Annotated in this window: 20 protein-coding genes; 10 read left to right on the forward strand and 10 right to left on the reverse strand. The window is 35.5% G+C overall.

What is annotated here, in order from left to right; translation table 11 throughout:
* Positions 1 to 178: 178 nt before the first annotated feature.
* Positions 179 to 1225 carry a 3-oxoacyl-ACP synthase III family protein gene (locus tag C8N37_RS08235; protein ID WP_108158484.1) on the reverse strand — a complete coding sequence of 349 codons (1047 nt, stop codon included), beginning with the start codon at positions 1223 to 1225 and terminating at the stop codon, positions 179 to 181.
* Positions 1226 to 1297: 72 nt separating this feature from the next.
* Between C8N37_RS08235 and C8N37_RS08240 the strand changes: the two genes are divergently transcribed.
* The 3 genes from C8N37_RS08240 to C8N37_RS08250 all read left to right on the forward strand — a co-directional run bounded on the left by C8N37_RS08240 (position 1298) and on the right by C8N37_RS08250 (position 4999).
* Positions 1298 to 1579 carry an ATP-dependent Clp protease adaptor ClpS gene (locus tag C8N37_RS08240; protein WP_108158485.1) on the forward strand — a complete coding sequence of 94 codons (282 nt, stop codon included), beginning with the start codon at positions 1298 to 1300 and terminating at the stop codon, positions 1577 to 1579.
* A gap of 105 nt (positions 1580 to 1684) precedes the next feature.
* Positions 1685 to 4135: a TonB-dependent receptor domain-containing protein gene (locus C8N37_RS08245; RefSeq protein WP_108158486.1), complete on the forward strand. Its 2451-nt coding sequence runs from the start codon at positions 1685 to 1687 to the stop codon at positions 4133 to 4135.
* Positions 4136 to 4192: 57 nt separating this feature from the next.
* Positions 4193 to 4999 (forward strand): 3-keto-disaccharide hydrolase, encoded by an 807-nt coding sequence (locus C8N37_RS08250; protein WP_108158487.1) that lies wholly within the window; start codon positions 4193 to 4195, stop codon positions 4997 to 4999.
* A gap of 170 nt (positions 5000 to 5169) precedes the next feature.
* Here C8N37_RS08250 and C8N37_RS08255 read toward each other — a convergent pair whose 3' ends face one another.
* A complete protein-coding gene (locus tag C8N37_RS08255) occupies positions 5170 to 5874 on the reverse strand; it encodes a YjjG family noncanonical pyrimidine nucleotidase (protein WP_108158488.1) in 705 nt (234 codons plus the stop codon).
* Between the two features lie 133 nt (positions 5875 to 6007).
* Between C8N37_RS08255 and C8N37_RS08260 the strand changes: the two genes are divergently transcribed.
* From C8N37_RS08260 to C8N37_RS08285, 6 genes are all read left to right on the forward strand, one after another.
* Positions 6008 to 6883, forward strand: coding sequence for a sensor histidine kinase (locus C8N37_RS08260; RefSeq protein WP_108158489.1), 876 nt, complete (start codon positions 6008 to 6010; stop codon positions 6881 to 6883).
* Entirely contained in the window at positions 6873 to 7580 is a 708-nt protein-coding gene (locus C8N37_RS08265) for a response regulator transcription factor (protein ID WP_045754389.1), read from the forward strand. The genes C8N37_RS08260 and C8N37_RS08265 overlap by 11 nt, the downstream gene beginning before the upstream one ends.
* Before the next feature lie 6 nt (positions 7581 to 7586).
* Positions 7587 to 8105, forward strand: a complete 519-nt coding sequence (locus C8N37_RS08270) for a hypothetical protein (RefSeq protein ID WP_244914370.1) — start codon at positions 7587 to 7589, stop codon at positions 8103 to 8105.
* Entirely contained in the window at positions 8105 to 9142 is a 1038-nt protein-coding gene (gene hemE / locus C8N37_RS08275; protein WP_108158490.1) for a uroporphyrinogen decarboxylase, read from the forward strand. The genes C8N37_RS08270 and hemE overlap by 1 nt, the downstream gene beginning before the upstream one ends.
* 121 nt (positions 9143 to 9263) lie before the next feature.
* Entirely contained in the window at positions 9264 to 9809 is a 546-nt protein-coding gene (locus C8N37_RS08280) for a CopD family protein (RefSeq protein ID WP_108158491.1), read from the forward strand.
* Between the two features lie 154 nt (positions 9810 to 9963).
* Positions 9964 to 11106, forward strand: coding sequence for a DEAD/DEAH box helicase (locus C8N37_RS08285; RefSeq protein ID WP_108158492.1), 1143 nt, complete (start codon positions 9964 to 9966; stop codon positions 11104 to 11106).
* A 101-nt stretch (positions 11107 to 11207) separates the two neighbouring features.
* Here the strand turns inward: C8N37_RS08285 and C8N37_RS08290 are convergent, their stop codons facing one another.
* The 3 genes from C8N37_RS08290 to C8N37_RS08300 all read right to left on the reverse strand — a co-directional run bounded on the left by C8N37_RS08290 (position 11208) and on the right by C8N37_RS08300 (position 12410).
* Positions 11208 to 11651, reverse strand: a complete 444-nt coding sequence (locus C8N37_RS08290; protein WP_146171034.1) for a hypothetical protein — start codon at positions 11649 to 11651, stop codon at positions 11208 to 11210.
* A gap of 79 nt (positions 11652 to 11730) precedes the next feature.
* Complete coding sequence (locus C8N37_RS08295; RefSeq protein ID WP_108158494.1) at positions 11731 to 12057, reverse strand: low molecular weight protein tyrosine phosphatase family protein; 327 nt, start codon at positions 12055 to 12057, stop codon at positions 11731 to 11733.
* 65 nt (positions 12058 to 12122) lie between these two features.
* Positions 12123 to 12410 (reverse strand): putative quinol monooxygenase, encoded by a 288-nt coding sequence (locus tag C8N37_RS08300; RefSeq protein ID WP_108158495.1) that lies wholly within the window; start codon positions 12408 to 12410, stop codon positions 12123 to 12125.
* A gap of 347 nt (positions 12411 to 12757) precedes the next feature.
* Between C8N37_RS08300 and C8N37_RS08305 the strand changes: the two genes are divergently transcribed.
* Complete coding sequence (locus tag C8N37_RS08305) at positions 12758 to 13648, forward strand: sugar phosphate isomerase/epimerase family protein (RefSeq protein WP_108158496.1); 891 nt, start codon at positions 12758 to 12760, stop codon at positions 13646 to 13648.
* A gap of 87 nt (positions 13649 to 13735) precedes the next feature.
* On the opposite strand, the gene C8N37_RS08310 is transcribed toward C8N37_RS08305, so the two are convergent.
* The 5 genes from C8N37_RS08310 to C8N37_RS08330 all read right to left on the reverse strand — a co-directional run bounded on the left by C8N37_RS08310 (position 13736) and on the right by C8N37_RS08330 (position 18872).
* On the reverse strand, positions 13736 to 15166 hold the full coding sequence (locus tag C8N37_RS08310; RefSeq protein ID WP_108158497.1) for an NAD-dependent succinate-semialdehyde dehydrogenase: 1431 nt from the start codon (positions 15164 to 15166) through the stop codon (positions 13736 to 13738).
* 13 nt (positions 15167 to 15179) lie between these two features.
* Entirely contained in the window at positions 15180 to 15581 is a 402-nt protein-coding gene (locus C8N37_RS08315; protein ID WP_108158498.1) for a thiol-disulfide oxidoreductase DCC family protein, read from the reverse strand.
* Between the two features lie 53 nt (positions 15582 to 15634).
* Positions 15635 to 16849 (reverse strand): bifunctional 3,4-dihydroxy-2-butanone-4-phosphate synthase/GTP cyclohydrolase II, encoded by a 1215-nt coding sequence (locus C8N37_RS08320; RefSeq protein WP_108158499.1) that lies wholly within the window; start codon positions 16847 to 16849, stop codon positions 15635 to 15637.
* 77 nt (positions 16850 to 16926) lie between these two features.
* Positions 16927 to 18402: an LptF/LptG family permease gene (locus C8N37_RS08325; RefSeq protein ID WP_108158500.1), complete on the reverse strand. Its 1476-nt coding sequence runs from the start codon at positions 18400 to 18402 to the stop codon at positions 16927 to 16929.
* A gap of 92 nt (positions 18403 to 18494) precedes the next feature.
* Positions 18495 to 18872 carry an START-like domain-containing protein gene (locus C8N37_RS08330; RefSeq protein ID WP_108158501.1) on the reverse strand — a complete coding sequence of 126 codons (378 nt, stop codon included), beginning with the start codon at positions 18870 to 18872 and terminating at the stop codon, positions 18495 to 18497.
* Position 18873 lies beyond the last annotated feature (1 nt).

Here is an 18873-nt window from a genome sequence, read left to right on the forward strand (position 1 = left end):
CATGAGTTATCAACATTATGTTAATAACTCATGTGGAAAAGTGGATATTTCAAATGATTGAACAATCAACACGATCTATAAGTAAGCCTGCAGATTGTTAATATCCTTTAAAATGAAAAGAGCTCAGCTATTTTATAGTAAACGAGCTCTTACTTATAGGGGGGGTGTGCAAAAAACATTACCAGCGTATCAAAGCCGACCCCCAAGTAAATCCAGCACCAAATGCTGCTAGACAAATGAGATCACCGTCTTTTATTTTTCCAGCTTCCCATGCTTCGCATAATGCAATTGGAACAGATGCAGCGGTGGTATTTCCATATTTTTGAATATTATTGAATACTTGATCGTCACTGAGTTTAAGTGTCTTTTGAATGAACTGTGAAATTCTCAAATTTGCTTGATGGGGTACTAACAAGTTAATATCTTGCGTAGTTAGGTTATTTTTAGTCAATGCTTCGCCAATTACTTCCGGAAATTTTACTACTGCTTTTTTAAATACAGCTTGACCATCCATTACTGGAAATGCAGTTCCATCTTCCAACATCTCTGCTGTTATGAGCATTCCTCCGAGTTCTTGTTCAGGCCATTTTGGTTTTTCATCTAGCCAAATACCGCCTGAAGCACCAGGATAATACATCGCTAATTTTTCAGCCTCGGCACCATCAGCGTGTAGATGGGTACTTAATATTCCCTTATTGGCTTCTTCTGTCGGTTGAAGTACAACAGCTCCTGCTCCATCTCCAAATATAACGGATACGTTGCGACCTCTTGTTGAGTAATCTAAAGCAAATGAATGTTTTTCTGAACCTACTACTAAAATATTTTTATACATTCCAGTTTTAATAAACTGATCGGCAACAGATAATGCATATATAAATCCTGAGCATTGATTTCGAATATCCAAAGCACCGACTTCTTTCATTCCCATTTCTCTTTGAAGTAAAACCCCGCAACCAGGAAAGTAGTAATCCGGTGATAATGTTGCAAAGATGATGAAATCAATTTCTTCAGCAGTTGTATTGGCACGCTCAATCGCTATTTTTGAAGCCTCAACAGCCATAGTTGTGGTCGTTTCGCCAATTCTATCGGCATATCTTCTTTCTTTTATACCTGTCCTTTCTTGAATCCATTCATCGCTCGTATCCATAAAACGAGTTAAATCTTGGTTGGTATATACATTCTTTGGTACATAGTATCCTATACCTGCAATTTTGGATTGAAACATTTGCTTATATTTATGTTAAGTTCAAATTAAGTAAAATTACGTATTTTTTGAAAATTACAGTACTTTTGTATCATGAGTACAGAAACTGCACAAGAAACCTATTCCTTATCCGAAATTTTAGCTTCCGTTAAAGAGTCCAATCGACTAATTCTCTGGAATGATGATATCAATACGTTCGATCATGTTATTTTTTGTATGATGCATCATCTGCAATACTCAGAGCCTGAATCTGAAAGGATTGCATTTAAAGTTCATAATGAGGGTAAGTGCGCTGTTCTGGAAGGGTCGATGACTGAAATGGAAGTGTACAGGAAAATTTTGAAGGCAGAGGGTCTGACTGTTTCTGTGGAGTAATTGTCATCAATATTTCCTGATCATATTAAGTAATAAAGTGGTTACGAGTCGTTTTAGTTCAACAAAAAAATACATTTTTGTAACATTACAGCTTATAACTATATTATGTTCTCTAAAAATCACACCTATTTCTCTGCTTTTTTAATTATAATTTTATTCTTTCCGATATTTACTTTTGCTCAATCTAGTAAAATATCTGCCATACTTGTAGATGAAAAAACTGGTGCTACTGTCAATTATGCAAGTGCTTCTTTACTAACTGGTGCAGCTCAAGCTTATTTAAAAGGTACCCAATCTGATGATAAAGGTGTTATCACTTTCCAAGATGTTCCGAATGGTACTTTCACCTTGCGTGTTACTTATGTTGGCTACTCTGATTTAATAAAAACAAATATTATTGTTTCAAATGCTTCAAATTTAGATCTTGGCAAATTGATGCTTAAGTCTTCTGGTGAATTGTTGAGTGAGGTTGTTGTAGAAGGAAGGGTTCCAGCGATGCAAATTGGGATTGATCGCAAGATATTTAATGTAGGAGAGAGCTTAGTGAGTGCTGGAGGTACCGCGACTGATTTATTGGCCAATGTCCCTACTTTGCAAGTTGATCAAGATGGTACGGTTAGTCTCAGAGGTTCGAGTGTTAAAATTTTAATTGATGGCAAGGAATCTGCCATGGCAGGAAATGATGTGACAGCCTTATTACAGAGCTTACCGGCGAATTCCATTGATAAAGTGGAGATTATTACGAATCCTTCTTCTAAATATGATGCCGAAGGACAGACGGGCATTGTGAACATTGTCTTGAAAAAAAATATACGGACGGGTCTGAATGGTGCTGTTAATGCTTCGGCAGGTTCTTATGATAACTACATGGCTGGTCTGACACTTAATTACCGGGACAAGAAGTTTAATTATTTTGGAAGCTATAATTTTAACCGCCGTAATATGGTGGGTAGCGGTAAGGTGGATAACACTTTATTAGATAATAATAGTCGCATCTATAATGAATCTGAGTCTTCTCGTAAAGGGAAGGGACATAATGTTAAAGCGGGAGTGGATTATAACATAACGGATCATACTACCGTGGGGCTTTCTGGTAATATGAGCATCCGTAATAATGACCGTTCTGAAGATCTGAATTATCAATATTTCAATCACCCTACACTTATAGGTACTAGTAATCGTACTTCACGTCAATTTGAAGATGACTTTGCGTACGACTTGAATTTTGATTTTAGACATCAATTTAAGCGATCTGGTGAAGAATTGACGGCTAATGCTAGCTACGGAAATGATAAAGAGGATGGAACAAATGATTTCGTACAAGAGTTTAGTGGTCCCACTCTGGGTAGTGGTCGTAAAAATGTGACTTCTGAAAACGGAAAGGTGATCAACTTACAAGCTGATTATGTTTTACCTTTTTCTGAGACCAGTAAGTTTGAAGCTGGATACCGGACGCAGATCAGAAAATCTTTTGATACGCAGTTTTCAGATACGTTGGTTGTAAGTAATGGGGATTATCTGCCCGATTATAAGATCAGTAATGATTTTGACTTTACAAGTACCGTTCATGCTTTATATGTGAATTATCAGAATAAATTAAGCAAAAGGATTGGTTATCAATTGGGATTACGTGGCGAGCAGTTTGAATTAAAATCAACTTACTTTTCAAAGGATCCTGACGTACTTGATAAAGAAACAAATGCTAATCAGGATTTCTTTCGCTTGTACCCGACTGTTTTCTTGACGTACGATCTGGATGATAATGGTGATAATAAGTTGCAGTTGAGTTATTCTAGAAGAGTGCAGCGCGCCAGAGGGTGGCAGATCAATCCATTTCCTGATGTGACCGATAATATGAACCAACGCCAGGGTAATCCAAATCTGAAACCTGAAGATGTACATGCTTTTGAGTTAAGCTATGCAAAAACTTTTGGTAAAGTAAACTTGGTCAGTTCAGCATATTTTAACCATACCAATGAAGTGATTCAACCTTACGTATTCTTTGTGGATTCAAATAGTGTGACTTACAGTAAATGGGAAAATTTAACAAGCCGTAATTTATCTGGTCTTGAATTTATTGCTAAAGTAAATGCAACAAAAGATTTTGATTTTACATTCAACCTGAACTTGATCAATACCAATTTTAAAGCGAATGACTTGTACCAGTTGCCCAGTAGGAAGGGATTTTCTTATAATTCTAATTTAACCATGAACTATAGGATGACACCAACATTTTCTGCACAGGTTAGAGGCGAATATAATTCTTCTCGAGTAATGGCTCAAGGTAAGATGAATGCGATGAAAGGTATAGATGTAGCTTTGAAAAAAGACGTCTTTAATAAGAAAGCTTCTGTTATGCTGAATGTACGTGATGTATTTAATTCTAGAAAAATGGAAGGGTATACGGAGACACCGAAGTTGATTTCTAATTTTGAAAGACGCTGGATGAAAAGGATGGTTACTTTGTCAGTTTCGTATCGATTCGGAGGCCAGGATTTAACAAAGTCTAAGAAAAAGGAGACCAATACAAATGAAATATCCGGAGAAGAATATTAAGATATATTCTTGATTCCGATGATTTTTTTTTAAATTTAATCCATATAAATACTAGATATGAAATTAAGAACAATCGTTTTAGCAGCTACTATGCTCGCGGGTACTGCAAGTGTGGGTACTGCTGTCGCACAACAGAAGAAAGAAGTCCCTGCATATAAGGTTTTGGATTTACCAAAGGTAGATTTGAAAAAATTTAAAAAAAATAAACAAGGTGCGTATATCATTTTCGACGGTACTTCCATGACAGGATGGAGAGGTTATAACAAAACCTTAGTTCCTAAAAAATGGACTGTAGATGAAGGTGCTATAAAGTTTGATAGTAAGGCAAATGTTGGAAATGATGAAGGTGGAGATTTAATTTTCGCTCATGATTTTAAAAATTTCGAATTGGAGTTGGAATGGAAAGTTGCGAAGGGGGCTAATTCGGGTATTTTCTTTTTAGCGAAAGAAATTGAAGGTCAACCGATCTATATTTCAAGCCCTGAATGTCAAGTGTTGGATAATGAAAATCATCCTGATGCGAAGATGGGTGTGGATGGTAATCGTAAATCAACATCTTTGTATGACATGATTCCGGCGAAGCCACAAAATGGCAAGCCATTTGGTGAGTGGAACAAAGTGAAAATTGTTGTTAATAATGGTCAAGTTGAACATTGGCAGAATGGTGTCAAAGTGGTCACCTATACACTTTGGGATCAATCTTGGATTGACTTATTGCAGAAAAGTAAATTTAGTGAGACCAAATGGCCTTTGGCGTATGAGCTCTTGAAAAATGTTGGTGGTAAAACCAAATCAGGTGTGATTGGATTCCAAGATCATGGTGATGATGTTTGGTTCAAAAATATAACCGTAAAAAAACTATAATATCATTTTAGATATAAAAAGAGAGCGAGCTTAATTTTAAGCTCGCTCTCTTTTTATATACTTCGCGTTTCTATATTAAGTTCGAGTAAGGCTGGCCATGCTGGTCGCTATTTCACTCTTTTGATTGCTATAACCGTTTTCGGAAACGAGTGATAGGCGGTCAATCCTTGCTAGAGGATTTCTTGTAGTTCTTTAAGATTATGGATCATATGGTTGATATCCTGTGGTTTTTCAATTTGTGTTGGATTGAAGAATATCGCGTCCATTCCTACATGCATAGCTCCGCGAACATCGGCATCGATATTATCACCGATCATGATGGAATGATCAGTTTTTGCATCGGCTTTATCTAGTGCATAATTGAATATTCTGGGATCCGGTTTATTGACTCCCACCACTTCCGATATGAATATGTTTTTAAAGTATTTATGAAGATCACTTGTTGCAAGTTTTACTTCACAAGCTTCTTTGAAGCCATTTGATATCAAGTGTAAGTTATAATTATTATACAGATAGCTTAATGTTTCATGTGCATGAGGAAATAGATTTGTCTTTTGCGGACAGATCAATAAATATTCTTCCTCAAAATCATTTGGGAAAAGGGAAGGGTCTACACCAAGCTGTGTGAAGGTGTCTGCAAATCGCGCACGGCGCAGTTCTGCTTTATCGATTTTACCGTGATGGTATAAGTCCCATAGTCGATGATTATTGATCGTATAGGTCTTAATAAATGTCGTAGAGGATTCTTGTTGAAAGAGTTGATCAAATTGGTAGTGGTAATAGAGTTCATCCAATGTCTCTTCCGCATTTTTGTCAAAATCCCAAATGGTATGATCTAAATCGAAGAATATATCTTTTTTTTCTTGTTGAAACATAGTACAAATATAGTGTAATAGGACTGATTGCAAGAAATATCACCAATTCGATTTTCCTCTTAGTGTCATAAAGTCTAACACATTTTTTTATACATCCCATTATCGTTATTTTTGTTCCGTTGCAATATATCGTATGAAAAAAGCACTTGTTTTATTTTATTTTCTAGTATTCTATGCTACCTCTCAATTGATATGGTGGGGGGTTATGCTTGCTCGATTTCAACCTCAAAGGAAGTCGATGATTATTGGTGAGGGTATATTTTTCTTACTGATCTTTTTATGGGGGGCTTTGCGGTTAAAAAAGCTTTTTGTACGAGAACAAAAATTGCAGCAACAGCAGCAAAATTTCTTGTTGGCTATCACTCATGAACTTAAATCTCCGCTGGCTTCTGTGAAATTGTACATTCAAACCATTTTGAAAAGAGATTTGGATAAAGAACAACAACAGGTATTTTTGACAAATTCTTTAAAGGATATTGAACGCTTAGACGATCTAGTTGAAAATGTATTGATTACCACAAAGCTTGAAAGCCGTAATTATAATCTGCCTAAGGAGAAGTTTAACTTAACTGAATTGGTAGAGCAGATCGTCGACCGTCTTCAAAAAAATGCATGTAGAACACAAGTGCTGAAGCCAAAATTGGATGCTGATATCATGTTGTATGCGGATAAATTTGCCATTAGTAATGTGGTGACTAATTTGATCGAAAATGCAATTAAATACTCTCCTCCATGCGCCAATGTTGTTGTTAAATTAACAAATGAGCCGCAGGGAATTATTTTTTCTGTTGCTGATCATGGAATTGGTATCAGTGATGCGGAGAAAAAACTTATCTTTAATAAATTTTATCGTGTTGGAAGTGAAGCGACACGTAAAACTAAAGGTACTGGTTTGGGGTTGTATATAGTGAAGACGGTTTTGCAAAAGCATAACGCGTCTATTAAGGTAAAAGATAACACTCCTTCGGGGAGTATTTTTGAAGTAACATTTGATAAAAATGCAAAGTAAACAACGCATACTACTCGTAGAGGACGAAGAACACTTGTTAGAGGCTATCAAGTTGAATTTGGAGTTAGAAGGTTACCGTGTGACAACAGCTACAGACGGAAAAAAGGCTTTGAAAATATTCAAGGAAGAACGTTTTAATTTAATCATCTTGGATGTCATGATTCCGGAGATCGATGGATTCCAAGTTGCTGAAACAATTCGACTTCAAAATACCGAAGTTCCCATTATGTTTTTAACAGCTAAAAACAGTAGTGAAGATCGTATCACAGGTCTTAAAAAAGGAGCTGACGATTATTTAATAAAACCTTTTAATTTAGAAGAACTGATTCTTAGAGTTGGTAATTTGGTTAGAAGAAGTTTGAAACCCGATGATTTGAAAGAGATTAATTCGTATCAAATCGGTGATAAGACCATTTATTTCAATTCATACGAATTGCACCATGCAGATGGTACCATTACATCGTTGACGAAAAAAGAAACGATGTTGTTGAAGCTGTTAATAGAGCGTCGCAACGAAGCTGTTTCTCGTGAACAAATATTAGAAACGGTATGGAATTATGATGTTTATCCATCGACTCGTACAATCGACAATTTCATACTGACTTTCCGTAAATATTTTGAGCCTGATCAAAAGCATCCTATTTATTTCCATTCCATTCGTGGTGTTGGATATAAATTTACGGATAATAACCACTAGTACTTTATGATGACATTTAAGGCTCGCGTAGCTGTTATTATTATTGCATTATTGTTAATTGGTTATGGTGTATATGCGGGACATTATCAGACTTCGATCCTAATTGCTGGGGGAGTTTGTTATCTCGTTTGGAGCCATCTACGTGAGAGTTCTGTTGCGATGGCTAGTGATTCTTTTCATAAGCAGAATTATGCAAAAGCAAAAGTATTACTAGCTGAGGTGAAGAATCCAGATCGATTGAGAAAAGGACGTCGTAATATTTATGAATATATGATGGGCACTATCTCATTACATGAGGATCGGATCGATGAGGCAGAATATCATTTTCAGTTAGCATCCCGATTACCGTGGAAAAAAGATAATGAAAAAGGAATGATCTTGATCAATTTGTCCAATATCAGTTTAAGGAAAGAAGAGTATGAACGTGCTCAAACTTATATTGATGTTGCTAAAAAATTGAATTTGACAGAACGTCAAGCAAGTATAATTGGCAAAATACAAAACGAAATTTCAAAACATATATAGTGATTACTACTTTACAAAACGATTTATTGATTAGAGCTGCGCTTTCGCAGCAAACAGAACGCCCACCTGTATGGATGATGCGTCAAGCGGGAAGATTTATGCCTGAGTATTGGGCGATAAAAAATAAATATTCCTTTTTGGAAATGTGCAAAACTCCAGAGATTGCGGCGGATGTAACGATGTTACCTGTTGATCTATTAGGCATTGATGCTGCAATTTTGTTTTCGGATATCTTGGTTACGGCGGAAGCAATGGGTGGAGATTTAAGTTTTGAACAAGGGGTTGGTCCTCGTTTTGCAAATCCTGTACGTTCTTTTGCCGATGCGGATAAATTAGCGACGGATTGTCTACCTAAATTGGAATATGTTGCTGATGCTATTAAAGTTATTCAACAACGTTTGAATGGAAGTATTCCGCTAATTGGTTTTGCTGGCGCACCGTTTACCATTTTAAGTTATTTGGTAGAAGGAGCTTCTTCAAAAGATTTTAAGCTGACTAAGTTAATGTTGAATAATGAACCAAAATTGGCTCACACTATTCTTCAAAAGATCGCTGATGTAACAGTTGAATATTTAAATATGCAAATTGCAGCAGGGGTAAATGCTGTTCAGTTATTTGATAGTTGGGCTTTGGCATTATCTTGGAACGACTACAAAGAGTTTGCTCATTATTATAACAACCAGATTATCTCGAGATTGAACCGTAAAGATGTTCCTGTAATTTCTTTCTGTAAAGGTTCTTCTGTGTTTGCGCCTATTATGGCTGAAGCAAAACCAGATGTAATTTCGGTCGATTGGAATGCTGATTTGAAAAATATTAAACAATCTTTATCTGCAGGTATAGCAGTTCAGGGAAATTTAGATCCGTTTGTACTGTATGCGGATAAAAAAGTGATTAAGGATAAAATCCATCAATTATTTGAACGTATGCGTGGTGAAAATGGTTTTATTTTCAATCTAGGGCATGGAATTATGCCTGATATCCCTTTTGATCATGTAAAATATGCAATTGAAGTTGTTAAGGAATTTAGATATTAATAACTTACAATTATTAAACAAAACAAGGAACATATTTTTGTTCCTTGTTTTGTTTAAAGACAATGGACACTTTTTCAAGTAATAAATATTCGACTATATTTGTCTTCATTTTTATACAACTATGATATACCTGTACGCTAAAGCCATTCATATTATATTTGTCATTTGTTGGATGGCAGGCTTATTTTATATGCCTCGCTTATTTATCTACCATACCGAAGCAAAAGATCAATCCAAAGAAGCCTATCATGTCCTGCATAAGCAGTTTTCCATTATGGAAAATCGTCTATGGTGGGTCATTACTACTCCATCGATGTATATCACTGTGATTTCAGCTTTAGTGATGTTGTATGTAAATCCTGGATTACTGCAAATGGGGTGGATGCACGTAAAACTGCTATTTGTTGCAGGTATGATCGCTTACCATTTTGTCAGTCAACGCATGATGTTTAATCTAAGAGATGAAAAATCTACGCTTAGCTCTACAAAACTTAGAATGTGGAATGAAGTATCTACTGTTCTGTTGTTTTCTATTGTTTTTACAGTGGTTCTAAAATCAGCGTTGAATTGGATTTACGGTGTTGTTGGACTTATTTCTTTAGCGATTTTATTGATGGTTCTCATTAAAGCATATAAAAAATACCGCATCTCAAAAGGCGGTAAATAATTTCCATTCTGATCTAAGTCAACTTATAACGTATTGAATTTTATCCACCTATTTTTTAATTTAACAAGATTCGTACTTCATATTCTCAATTGATCACTGTCATTAACTTTTGAGAATAAATAATAGTGTACATTTGCAGTAAATAAACGTTTTTATGTCATTTGAGTCTTTAGGATTATCACACAATATCATTAGTTCTGTTAAGCAGTTAGGTTATCTAAAACCTTTTCCTATTCAACAACAGGCCATTCCAGTTATCTTATCGGGTAAAGATTTGATGGGAATTGCACAGACAGGTTCTGGAAAAACCGCATGTTTTGTGATGCCTATTTTAGAGAAATTGCAAGTGGAGGTCGTTAAGCGTGATCGAAATATTGAAGTACTAGTTCTTGTTCCTACACGTGAATTAGCCATTCAGATTGATGAAGTTTTTAGAGCTTTTACTACGAATTTGAAGCGCGAAATCAAAACGATGGCGGTATATGGGGGTGTATCTATCAATCCACAGATGAAGGGTATGCTGGGGGTTGAAATTTTGACCGCTACTCCTGGTCGATTGTTAGATCTAATCAATAATAAAGCATTGAGCATTAGTCATATTCAGCATTTAGTGATCGATGAAGCGGATAAGATGTTTCAATTGGGTTTTGAGGATGAGCTGAAGCAACTTTTAGCATTAATGCCTAAGAAAAAACAAACCACTTTATTCTCGGCAACGTTAAATGATAAAATAGAAGAAATCAATCAGCTTCTTGGAATTAAACCTGTGGTGGTAGAGGTTGAAAGTGAAGAAGCAAATATCGACCATATCGATCAGATCGCTTATCATGTCACTGCCGAAACTAAAGGACCTTTTTTACGTTATCTGATCAAAGAAAACAAGATGACTCAGGTTTTGGTATTTGTATCTTCTACGCGTACAGCGGACAAATTAGTGGATAAATTATTAAAAAATAAAATTAGAGCCATTTCGATACATGGTCAAAAATCACAAGGGAGTAGAAGAGATCATTTAGACTATTTTAAAAAGGGTGATGTACAAGTTTTAGTCGCGACAGACCTGATCGGTCGCGGAATTCATATTGATGGCTTACCTGTTGTGATTAATTTCGAATTGCCTCGTTCTCCTTTGGACTATGTGCATCGTATCGGTAGGACTGGTCGTGCCCATGATGTTGGTACTGCCATTACGCTATTAACAGATGAAGATCTACATCATTTTTCCGTTATCCAAAAGAAAATGGGTAAAACGGTAACGGTAAAATCTACAGATGAGGTCAATCTGCATGGATATTAATGATACTCACCAAGCCCCGTTATAACGGGGCTTGGTGAGTATCATTAATTATTCTTATTCGATTTTAAAAAATATCAAAATTTGTTATCATCTGCATCTGATTAAAAATCCATTTGTTCGATTTCGTTGAATACAAACTTGACGCTGTCATAGTTTATGGCAACTTCAGGGGCATAATAAGGTATATCCATAAAACTCATCACAGCCCCAGAACCCAGTCTCAAAGTCTTGCCATTTTGTAGTAATGCAAATGGTTTTCTTTTTTTTACCGCACCGCTACTGGGTATATAGAAATAGTCTCCAAGTAATGTATCTCCTAGAATATTACCTCTAATTTCACCAGAGTCTTTAGCACTATTGCCATATTGTACGATGTATTTGCCGTAAAAATAATTTTCTCGTTTGGTAATCTTAAGATATGCTGTATCTCGTTTTGAAATTGCCAAATAGTATTTTGCAGGAAAATCTGCTGTATTAGAATGGCAACCTATGATTAATAATATCAGGATCAGACAGGAACATCTTAAAATGAGCTTAGATAACATTGTATCAGGATATAACATAGAAATGTAGATATATAAATTGTATGTATACGATCGTGGTATTTTTGACGCTATACACTGATCATTCTGATATATAGTATGAAACTGAATTTTGTATTTCTTCAATTAAATCTCGATCCATGTACTTGTATTCATCAGGTATGTCCAAAATTATTATTTCTAAACTCTGAGTTTCATTTGAAAATTGTTGTATTATTTTTTCTTTATGATGTTTTTCCATTACAAATACAAGATCAGCCCAGGATAATTGTTTCCCATTGACTCTAATTCGGGCATTACTTTCTGTACCAGCGGATTTTGCTCGTATTGTTTTGTGCTTCTTATAAATGGTTTCTGCAGTTAGGCTTCTCCAGCGGTTGCGGCTACAAATAAATAATATATTTTGCATCTAGATGTCTCAGTAAGTTTTAAATAGGAGAGGTCATTATTGGTATTATCATCTCATGCTGAATTTTAAATTAAAGTCGTTTTTATCACATTTGGTTGATCTGCTAATAGGGTTCCATAGCTAGGTCCAAAATCTTTGATGTATGGTTGTTCGTTATGTGCATCTAGACCCGCTTGATCTGTCCAAATCTCATAAAACGTAAATACATTTGGATCTTCTATACCTTGATGCAGGTTGTAAAGTTCTGCTGCAGGTTCAAGCCGTGTTAAGCGAACCATTTCTAGTAAAGTATTTTTAATCTGTTCACGATGTGTTTCTTTCACTCGTAATACTACCGTTAAATAAATTTTCATGACTTAAAATATGATATTGTTTAATTTTTCATTGGATTTTGTAAAGATAAGATCAGCGGTTATTTTGAGCAATTATGATCATAGCACTATTTTTTTGTAATATGAATTTTATACTAAATAGTTTAGCTGGATTTCTCTCCTCTAAAATAAGATTTTTAAATATTTATCACAATTGTACTTGAATTGTTATCTAATAATTAGGAGTTGTTGTTGTATCTTTTTGAAATTATGTATAATATTACATTTAATCTTCCAAATGCCTGTAAAGCTAAATAGAAAATTATCAATGTTTTATTGAAACTTTATTATTGTGCAAAAGAGGGAGTCGTATTTTTAGAATAATCATTATGAAGAAATTTAAATTTTTGGTTGCTGTTCTTTTAGTGACAGGATCGAGTCTTTGTGGGTTCGAGAGTTTTGCGCAAACATTGAAAAAGAAAGATATAGGCCTCCAATTGTATTCTGTTAGAAGTCAGATCAAAAATGATACAGACTACTTTCCTGTATTGAAAAAGTTGTCCGCTATGGGATATACTGCTGTTGAGGCGGCAGGATTTAGTGATGGAAAATTTTATAATAATTCGCCGCAAGAGTTTAAAAGTAAAGTGGAGAAAGCAGGTATGAAAGTTATCTCATCACATGCTACAAGAAATCTTTCAAAAGAAGAATTGGCTACTGGTGATTTTTCAAAAGCTTTAGAGTGGTGGGTGAAGGCCATAGAGGCACATAAGGCTGCTGGGATGCAATATATTGTTACTCCCTGGATGGAAGTTCCAAAAACAATAAAAGATCTGGATACACAATGTAAGTACTTAAATGAGGTTGGTAAACTTTGTCGTCAAAACGGGTTGAAATATGGTTATCATAATCACGCACACGAATTTCAAAAAGTGGAAGATAAAGTGATCATGTTAGACTATATGATTGAACATACTAATCCTGAAGATGTATTTTTTGAAATGGATGTATATTGGACGGTTATTGGTAAATCGAGTCCTGTAGATTATTTCAATAAGTACCCTGGAAGATTTACTGCACTTCATATAAAAGATCATCGTGAAATTGGTCAAAGTGGAATGGTCGGATTTGATGCGATCTTTAAAAATGCTAAAACTGCAGGTGTGAAACATATTTTTGTTGAACTTGAAGAAGTTACAGTTGATTTAGATAAAGGTTTAAAAGAAAGTATTGATTATCTTTTAGCTGCTCCGTATGTTCAAACAAGTTATTCGAAGTAATTACTCGGATTAAGTATTAATATTTTCAAAGAAAAGCACGGTTTATTAACTCGTGCTTTTCTTTTATGCGTGCTTTTTTTTGATTTATTATTCGGCGAAGCAAAGATATTTTAGCTCCATATATTCATCTAAACCATGTTTGGATCCCTCTCTGCCTACTCCTGATTCTTTTACCCCTCCAAAAGGGGCTGCAGCGTTTGAAATCAATCCCGTATTGATCCCGACCATTCCAGCTTCTAATTGTTCAGAAACGCGAAAACAGCGGTTTACATTTTGTGAATAAAAGTAAGATGCCAAACCAAATGGAGTGTTATTAGCTAATTGAATAGCTTCTTCTTCAGTAGTAAATTTAAACAAAGCACATACCGGTCCAAATGTCTCTTCTTGTGCTATAAGGGCATCATGGGAGAGGTCTGTCAATACAGTAGGTTCGAAGAAAAGTCCTTTCATAGGTTTTCCTCCTGTTGTGATTTTCCCTCCCTGTTCAACCGCATCTTCAATATGATGTTTGACCTTTTCAAGCCCTTTAAGATTGATGAGTGGACCAACTTCTACTCCTTTATCCAAGCCATTTCCTACTTTAAGTTTTTTTACTGCTGCAGTAAGTTTTTGAGCAAAGGTATCGTAGATGTTTTCTTGGATATAAAAGCGATTGATTGATACACAGGTTTGTCCTGAATTTCGAAATTTACCCGCTATAGCTCCTTTTACGGCAGCCTCGATATCAGCATCTTCAAATACAATAAATGGGGCATTGCCACCCAGTTCCATCGATACCTTTTTGATGTTAGAAGCAGCTTGCGTTATGAGTGTTTTTCCAACTTCTGTAGAACCGGTAAATGATAATTTTCTGATCATAGGATTGCTTGCCAGTTCTTTTCCAAATCCTGCGCTATCTTTACTGGTAACGACATTGAAAACACCTTTTGGTATACCTGCTTCTTCGGCTAATTTTGCTAGGGCAATTGCTGAAAATGGCGTTTGTGAAGCCGGTTTTAGAATAATGGTACAACCTGCCGCAAGTGCTGGAGCTACTTTCCGTGTAATCATGGCTAAAGGAAAATTCCAAGGGGTAATTGCTGCTACTACGCCAATACCTTGTTTGATCGTCATCAGTCTATTTCCATTTTGAGCAAATGGTATAGTCTCTCCGTAAGCGCGCTTACCTTCTTCAGCAAACCATTCGACAAATGAATTACCATAATCTACTTCGGTCAACGATTCTTTTAACGGTTTGCCGCTTTCGAGGGTTATTATTTCAGCTAAATGAGCCTTATTTTGTAAAATGATTTCGTACCATTTTCGAATTAAGGAGCTGCGTTCTGCGGCTGATGTCTTACGCCACAATATCCAGGCTGCTTCTGCTGCAGTTATTGCTTTTTTGCATGCAGAAATTTCAAGATCCGCAACTGAATCAATGACTTTTCCTGTGGAAGGATTGATGACATCAAATGTCTTTTTATGGGAAATGAATTTTCCATTTATATATGCTTGATTAAGCAATAAGGGATTTTTCATAGTTTATGAATTTTTATGAAATGAATTTTTTTCGATTTTGCGCAGAGGGTATTTCACAATGATCCTTTTTACCAAACCATCGATATCTGTTCTTTGCTATATAATCATAACAACAGTCTCGCCAGGATGTTGGTAGAAACTTGAAAATGGCGAGCAGTTTATAGGGATATCCTAAATCTTGGGCAATATAGAGTGCTGCAGTGCTTTTTATTAGAACCTGTTTATTTCTAATGTATACAATCGAATCTGTATTTGATGGAAGTTTATGAATGAAAGTTTGCCCAAGTGCTGATTGTAGTGACGCAAATTTAAACTGGTCCTTCTTATCTTTTTTAATGATAAAATTAACGGTACTATTGCAAAAATTGCAAATTCCATCAAATAAAATAAGCTGCTTTATATCTTCTTTTATCATTTTACGTAATAAATAAAAAGGGAGAACTTACGAACTCCCTTTTACAAGTATGATTAAAGATTCTTCATAATGGTATGACCCATTCGATCTCTTTTAGTTTTTAAATATACCTCGTTAAAAGGATTAGATTTGATTTCGATCGCAACATTTTCAACGATCTCTAGTCCATAACCAACTAAACCAGCTCGTTTTGATGGGTTGTTGGACATTAAACGCATTTTTGTCACGCCAAGATTACGTAATATTTGAGCTCCTACTCCGTAATCTCGTAGATCGGCTTTGAATCCGAGTTGAATATTTGCATCTACGGTATCGACTCCAGTTTCTTGAAGTTTGTAGGCTTGCAATTTATTAACTAGGCCTATACCACGACCTTCTTGGTTCATGTATACGATCACCCCTTTTCCTTCTTGTTGGATCATTTCCATGGCTTTGTGTAATTGGGGTCCACAATCACAACGGCAAGATCCAAAGATGTCACCGGTAAGGCAAGAGCTGTGTACACGTACAAGAATGGGTTCATCTTCATTCCACTCCCCTTTATAAAGCGCAAGATGATGCTCGCCAGTATCTTTTTGTGTGTAAGCTTTTAATTTGAAATCGCCGAATGCTGTTGGCATATCCACTTTCACCTCTTCCACGATCAGTGAATCATGCTTTAAGCGGTATTCGATTAAATCTTCAATACTGACAATTTTTAAATCAAATCTTTTTGCTACTTCCATTAATTCTGGAAGTCGTGCCATTTCGCCGTCTTCTTTCAAGATTTCAACCAGTACACCAGCAGGTTCGAAGCCAGCAAGGCGTGCTAGGTCTACAGTAGCTTCTGTATGACCCGTGCGACGTAATACGCCACCATCTTTAGCTATTAATGGAAAAATATGTCCAGGACGTCCTAATTCGACAGGATCAATATTGGGGTCAATAAGGGCTTTAATTGTTTTTGAGCGATCTGATGCAGAAATACCCGTAGTACAGCCATAACCTTGTAGATCGACAGAAACGGTGAAATTTGTTTCATATACAGCAGTATTCTTTCCGACCATGAGGTCTAACTGCAATTCCTCACAGCGCTCTCTTGTCAAAGGTGCACATACTAATCCTCTACCATGCGTAGCCATAAAATTAATTATTTCTGGTGTGGCATTTCTCGCTGCTGTGACAAAATCACCTTCATTTTCACGGTCTTCATCATCTACTACGATGATTACTTTGCCCGCTTTTATATCTTCGATTGCTTCTTCAATCGTATTTAATTTGAAATCCATCGATATCTTAAATGTATATATACAAAGTTAATATAGAATTCTATTTTATTTATAATGTATAAGTCAAAATGAGCTTATTATTGCGCTTTTGCCTTTTTTTTGCCAATCTTACTTTTGATCCAATTCAAGCCAGCTTCAGCTTTTATCTTATACTGGTCGATATCAAATAGAGCCGAATCTGTTGTGGATTTGTAAGTTAGGAATCCAGCCAAGGGGGATAATACAATAATTGCCATCCACATTCCAAGAATAGGAGAGATTGCTCCATCTTTTGCAGATTTTTCTGCCACCGTAGAGATGATATGATAAATTAAAAAGAATATGATAGCCATGATGACGGGTAGTCCCAATCCTCCTTTTCGGATAATCGCACCTAAAGGTGCACCTATGGCAAATAATAATAAACACGACACAGCTAGCGTGAATTTTCTATGAAACTCAATCCGATAACGTATATCTTTTCCATTCAGGTCTTTATAGTCTGGCAATTTATTATTCAGATCGTCCTTCATGTAGTTTAATTGACTCAATGCATTACCTGTAATTTGTGCACGCTGTTCCACCGGGATCACATCTTGTAATAAATCGTTGAAGGGCTTGATTTTGGCAGGTTTAAACTTTTCATCCCCTTGTTTATTATTGAAATAGGGTGAATATAGATTAAAACGATGATCCATGGTATTAGATAACAGGTGTTTGACACTATCCAATTTCATTTTATTGGAGTCTGTGTACACTTTTAGTTGCTTTAAATTTAACATAGCATGATGGCTCTTGAACAGATTTTCATCAGTTCGTTGCATCTTATTCCATTCCATATCAAATTTTTGCTCTGTTTCTTTGAATTTAAATCGGGTGAACTGTTGACGGGGGTCATAACTTTTTGAGCTTTTAACACGTGCGTCTTCATAACGGATACCATCTTTAAGTTTTAAGATCATATAGCTATTGTCAGGAGAATTGTAGATAAATCCTTCTTTAGCGATTAACACCGTATTTCCAGCATTTCCACCTTGATTGTCATAAATCATTAAATCATACAGAATGGTTCCATTTTCATTTTTACCTTTAGCACGGATGGAATAACCTGGGATTGTGTTATTGAAAATACCGGGTTTAATTAGAAAGTCTGCTTTTTTATTTCGCACATCATACAGCAATGAACCCATTTTCAAATTGACAATAGGTAGTATATAATCTGAAAATAGGAAGGAGCTTAAGCTAAAAAAGCCAACTAAGATAAATAAGGGAGTCATGGCTTTTCTGAGCGATACGCCTGCAGCTTTAATGGCTACAAGCTCATAGCTTTCTCCTAAATTGCCAAATGTCATGATAGATGACAAGAGCATAGAAAGGGGCATAGCCATAGAAATCTGAACCGCACATTGATAGCCGATTAGTTTCAGTATGACATACCATTCAAAGCCTTTTCCTATTAAATCATCGATATATTTAAATAAGAAAAGCATTAAAAGCACAAACATCACAATACAAAAAGTGACGAAAAATGGCTTTATAAAGGATTTAAGAATAAGTAAATAAATCTTTTTCATCCGATCACAAGTTCCTTTCTAAAGCTTATTTTGTTTGAAGCTTTAGAGGTCTATTTTAAAAAGACCTAATTTAGATGCAAAGATATACTTTTTTATCCTCCAATTACACTTTGGAGATATTCAATTGAATTATTCCAAATCATTTTACGGTTTTCAACATCATCTTCTTTTGCGAAATCTGTTATTCGCAATGCAACATCATTTGTGAGTTCGTCTTGGTCGATTTCCAATTCGAAGTAATAAGGCTCATCATCAAGCCATTTATAGCGTATTAGCTTATTTTCTTTAATATTTACGATTTTAGCTTTATGGCCTTCATCATCCCAGACAAATTCATAAACAGATTCGCGATAATTAACATCATCAGCAAGCCATTGTGATAGGGCATTAGGTTCTTGTAAAAATGGGAACAGAATTCTAGGTGATGAATTTACAATATATTCTAAGTTTAATTTTATTTTTTCTGCCATA

This window comes from Sphingobacterium faecium (genome assembly GCF_003054045.1).
GTDB lineage: Bacteria > Bacteroidota > Bacteroidia > Sphingobacteriales > Sphingobacteriaceae > Sphingobacterium > Sphingobacterium faecium.

Bases quoted from the DNA above. Each gene is read 5' to 3' on its own strand.
- C8N37_RS08290 (WP_146171034.1), bottom strand. From the start codon at position 11,651: ATGTTATCTAAGCTCATTTTAAGATGTTCCTGTCTGATCCTGATATTA.
- C8N37_RS08330 (WP_108158501.1), bottom strand. From the start codon at position 18,872: ATGGCAGAAAAAATAAAATTAAACTTAGAATATATTGTAAATTCATCA.
- C8N37_RS08265 (WP_045754389.1), top strand. From the start codon at position 6,873: ATGCAAAGTAAACAACGCATACTACTCGTAGAGGACGAAGAACACTTG.
- C8N37_RS08320 (WP_108158499.1), bottom strand. From the start codon at position 16,849: ATGGATTTCAAATTAAATACGATTGAAGAAGCAATCGAAGATATAAAA.
- C8N37_RS08280 (WP_108158491.1), top strand. From the start codon at position 9,264: ATGATATACCTGTACGCTAAAGCCATTCATATTATATTTGTCATTTGT.
- C8N37_RS08295 (WP_108158494.1), bottom strand. From the start codon at position 12,057: ATGCAAAATATATTATTTATTTGTAGCCGCAACCGCTGGAGAAGCCTA.
- C8N37_RS08270 (WP_244914370.1), top strand. From the start codon at position 7,587: ATGATGACATTTAAGGCTCGCGTAGCTGTTATTATTATTGCATTATTG.
- C8N37_RS08300 (WP_108158495.1), bottom strand. From the start codon at position 12,410: ATGAAAATTTATTTAACGGTAGTATTACGAGTGAAAGAAACACATCGT.
- C8N37_RS08325 (WP_108158500.1), bottom strand. From the start codon at position 18,402: ATGAAAAAGATTTATTTACTTATTCTTAAATCCTTTATAAAGCCATTT.
- C8N37_RS08250 (WP_108158487.1), top strand. From the start codon at position 4,193: ATGAAATTAAGAACAATCGTTTTAGCAGCTACTATGCTCGCGGGTACT.
- C8N37_RS08255 (WP_108158488.1), bottom strand. From the start codon at position 5,874: ATGTTTCAACAAGAAAAAAAAGATATATTCTTCGATTTAGATCATACC.
- C8N37_RS08260 (WP_108158489.1), top strand. From the start codon at position 6,008: ATGAAAAAAGCACTTGTTTTATTTTATTTTCTAGTATTCTATGCTACC.
- C8N37_RS08240 (WP_108158485.1), top strand. From the start codon at position 1,298: ATGAGTACAGAAACTGCACAAGAAACCTATTCCTTATCCGAAATTTTA.
- C8N37_RS08305 (WP_108158496.1), top strand. From the start codon at position 12,758: ATGAAGAAATTTAAATTTTTGGTTGCTGTTCTTTTAGTGACAGGATCG.
- C8N37_RS08310 (WP_108158497.1), bottom strand. From the start codon at position 15,166: ATGAAAAATCCCTTATTGCTTAATCAAGCATATATAAATGGAAAATTC.
- C8N37_RS08235 (WP_108158484.1), bottom strand. From the start codon at position 1,225: ATGTTTCAATCCAAAATTGCAGGTATAGGATACTATGTACCAAAGAAT.
- C8N37_RS08245 (WP_108158486.1), top strand. From the start codon at position 1,685: ATGTTCTCTAAAAATCACACCTATTTCTCTGCTTTTTTAATTATAATT.
- C8N37_RS08285 (WP_108158492.1), top strand. From the start codon at position 9,964: ATGTCATTTGAGTCTTTAGGATTATCACACAATATCATTAGTTCTGTT.
- C8N37_RS08315 (WP_108158498.1), bottom strand. From the start codon at position 15,581: ATGATAAAAGAAGATATAAAGCAGCTTATTTTATTTGATGGAATTTGC.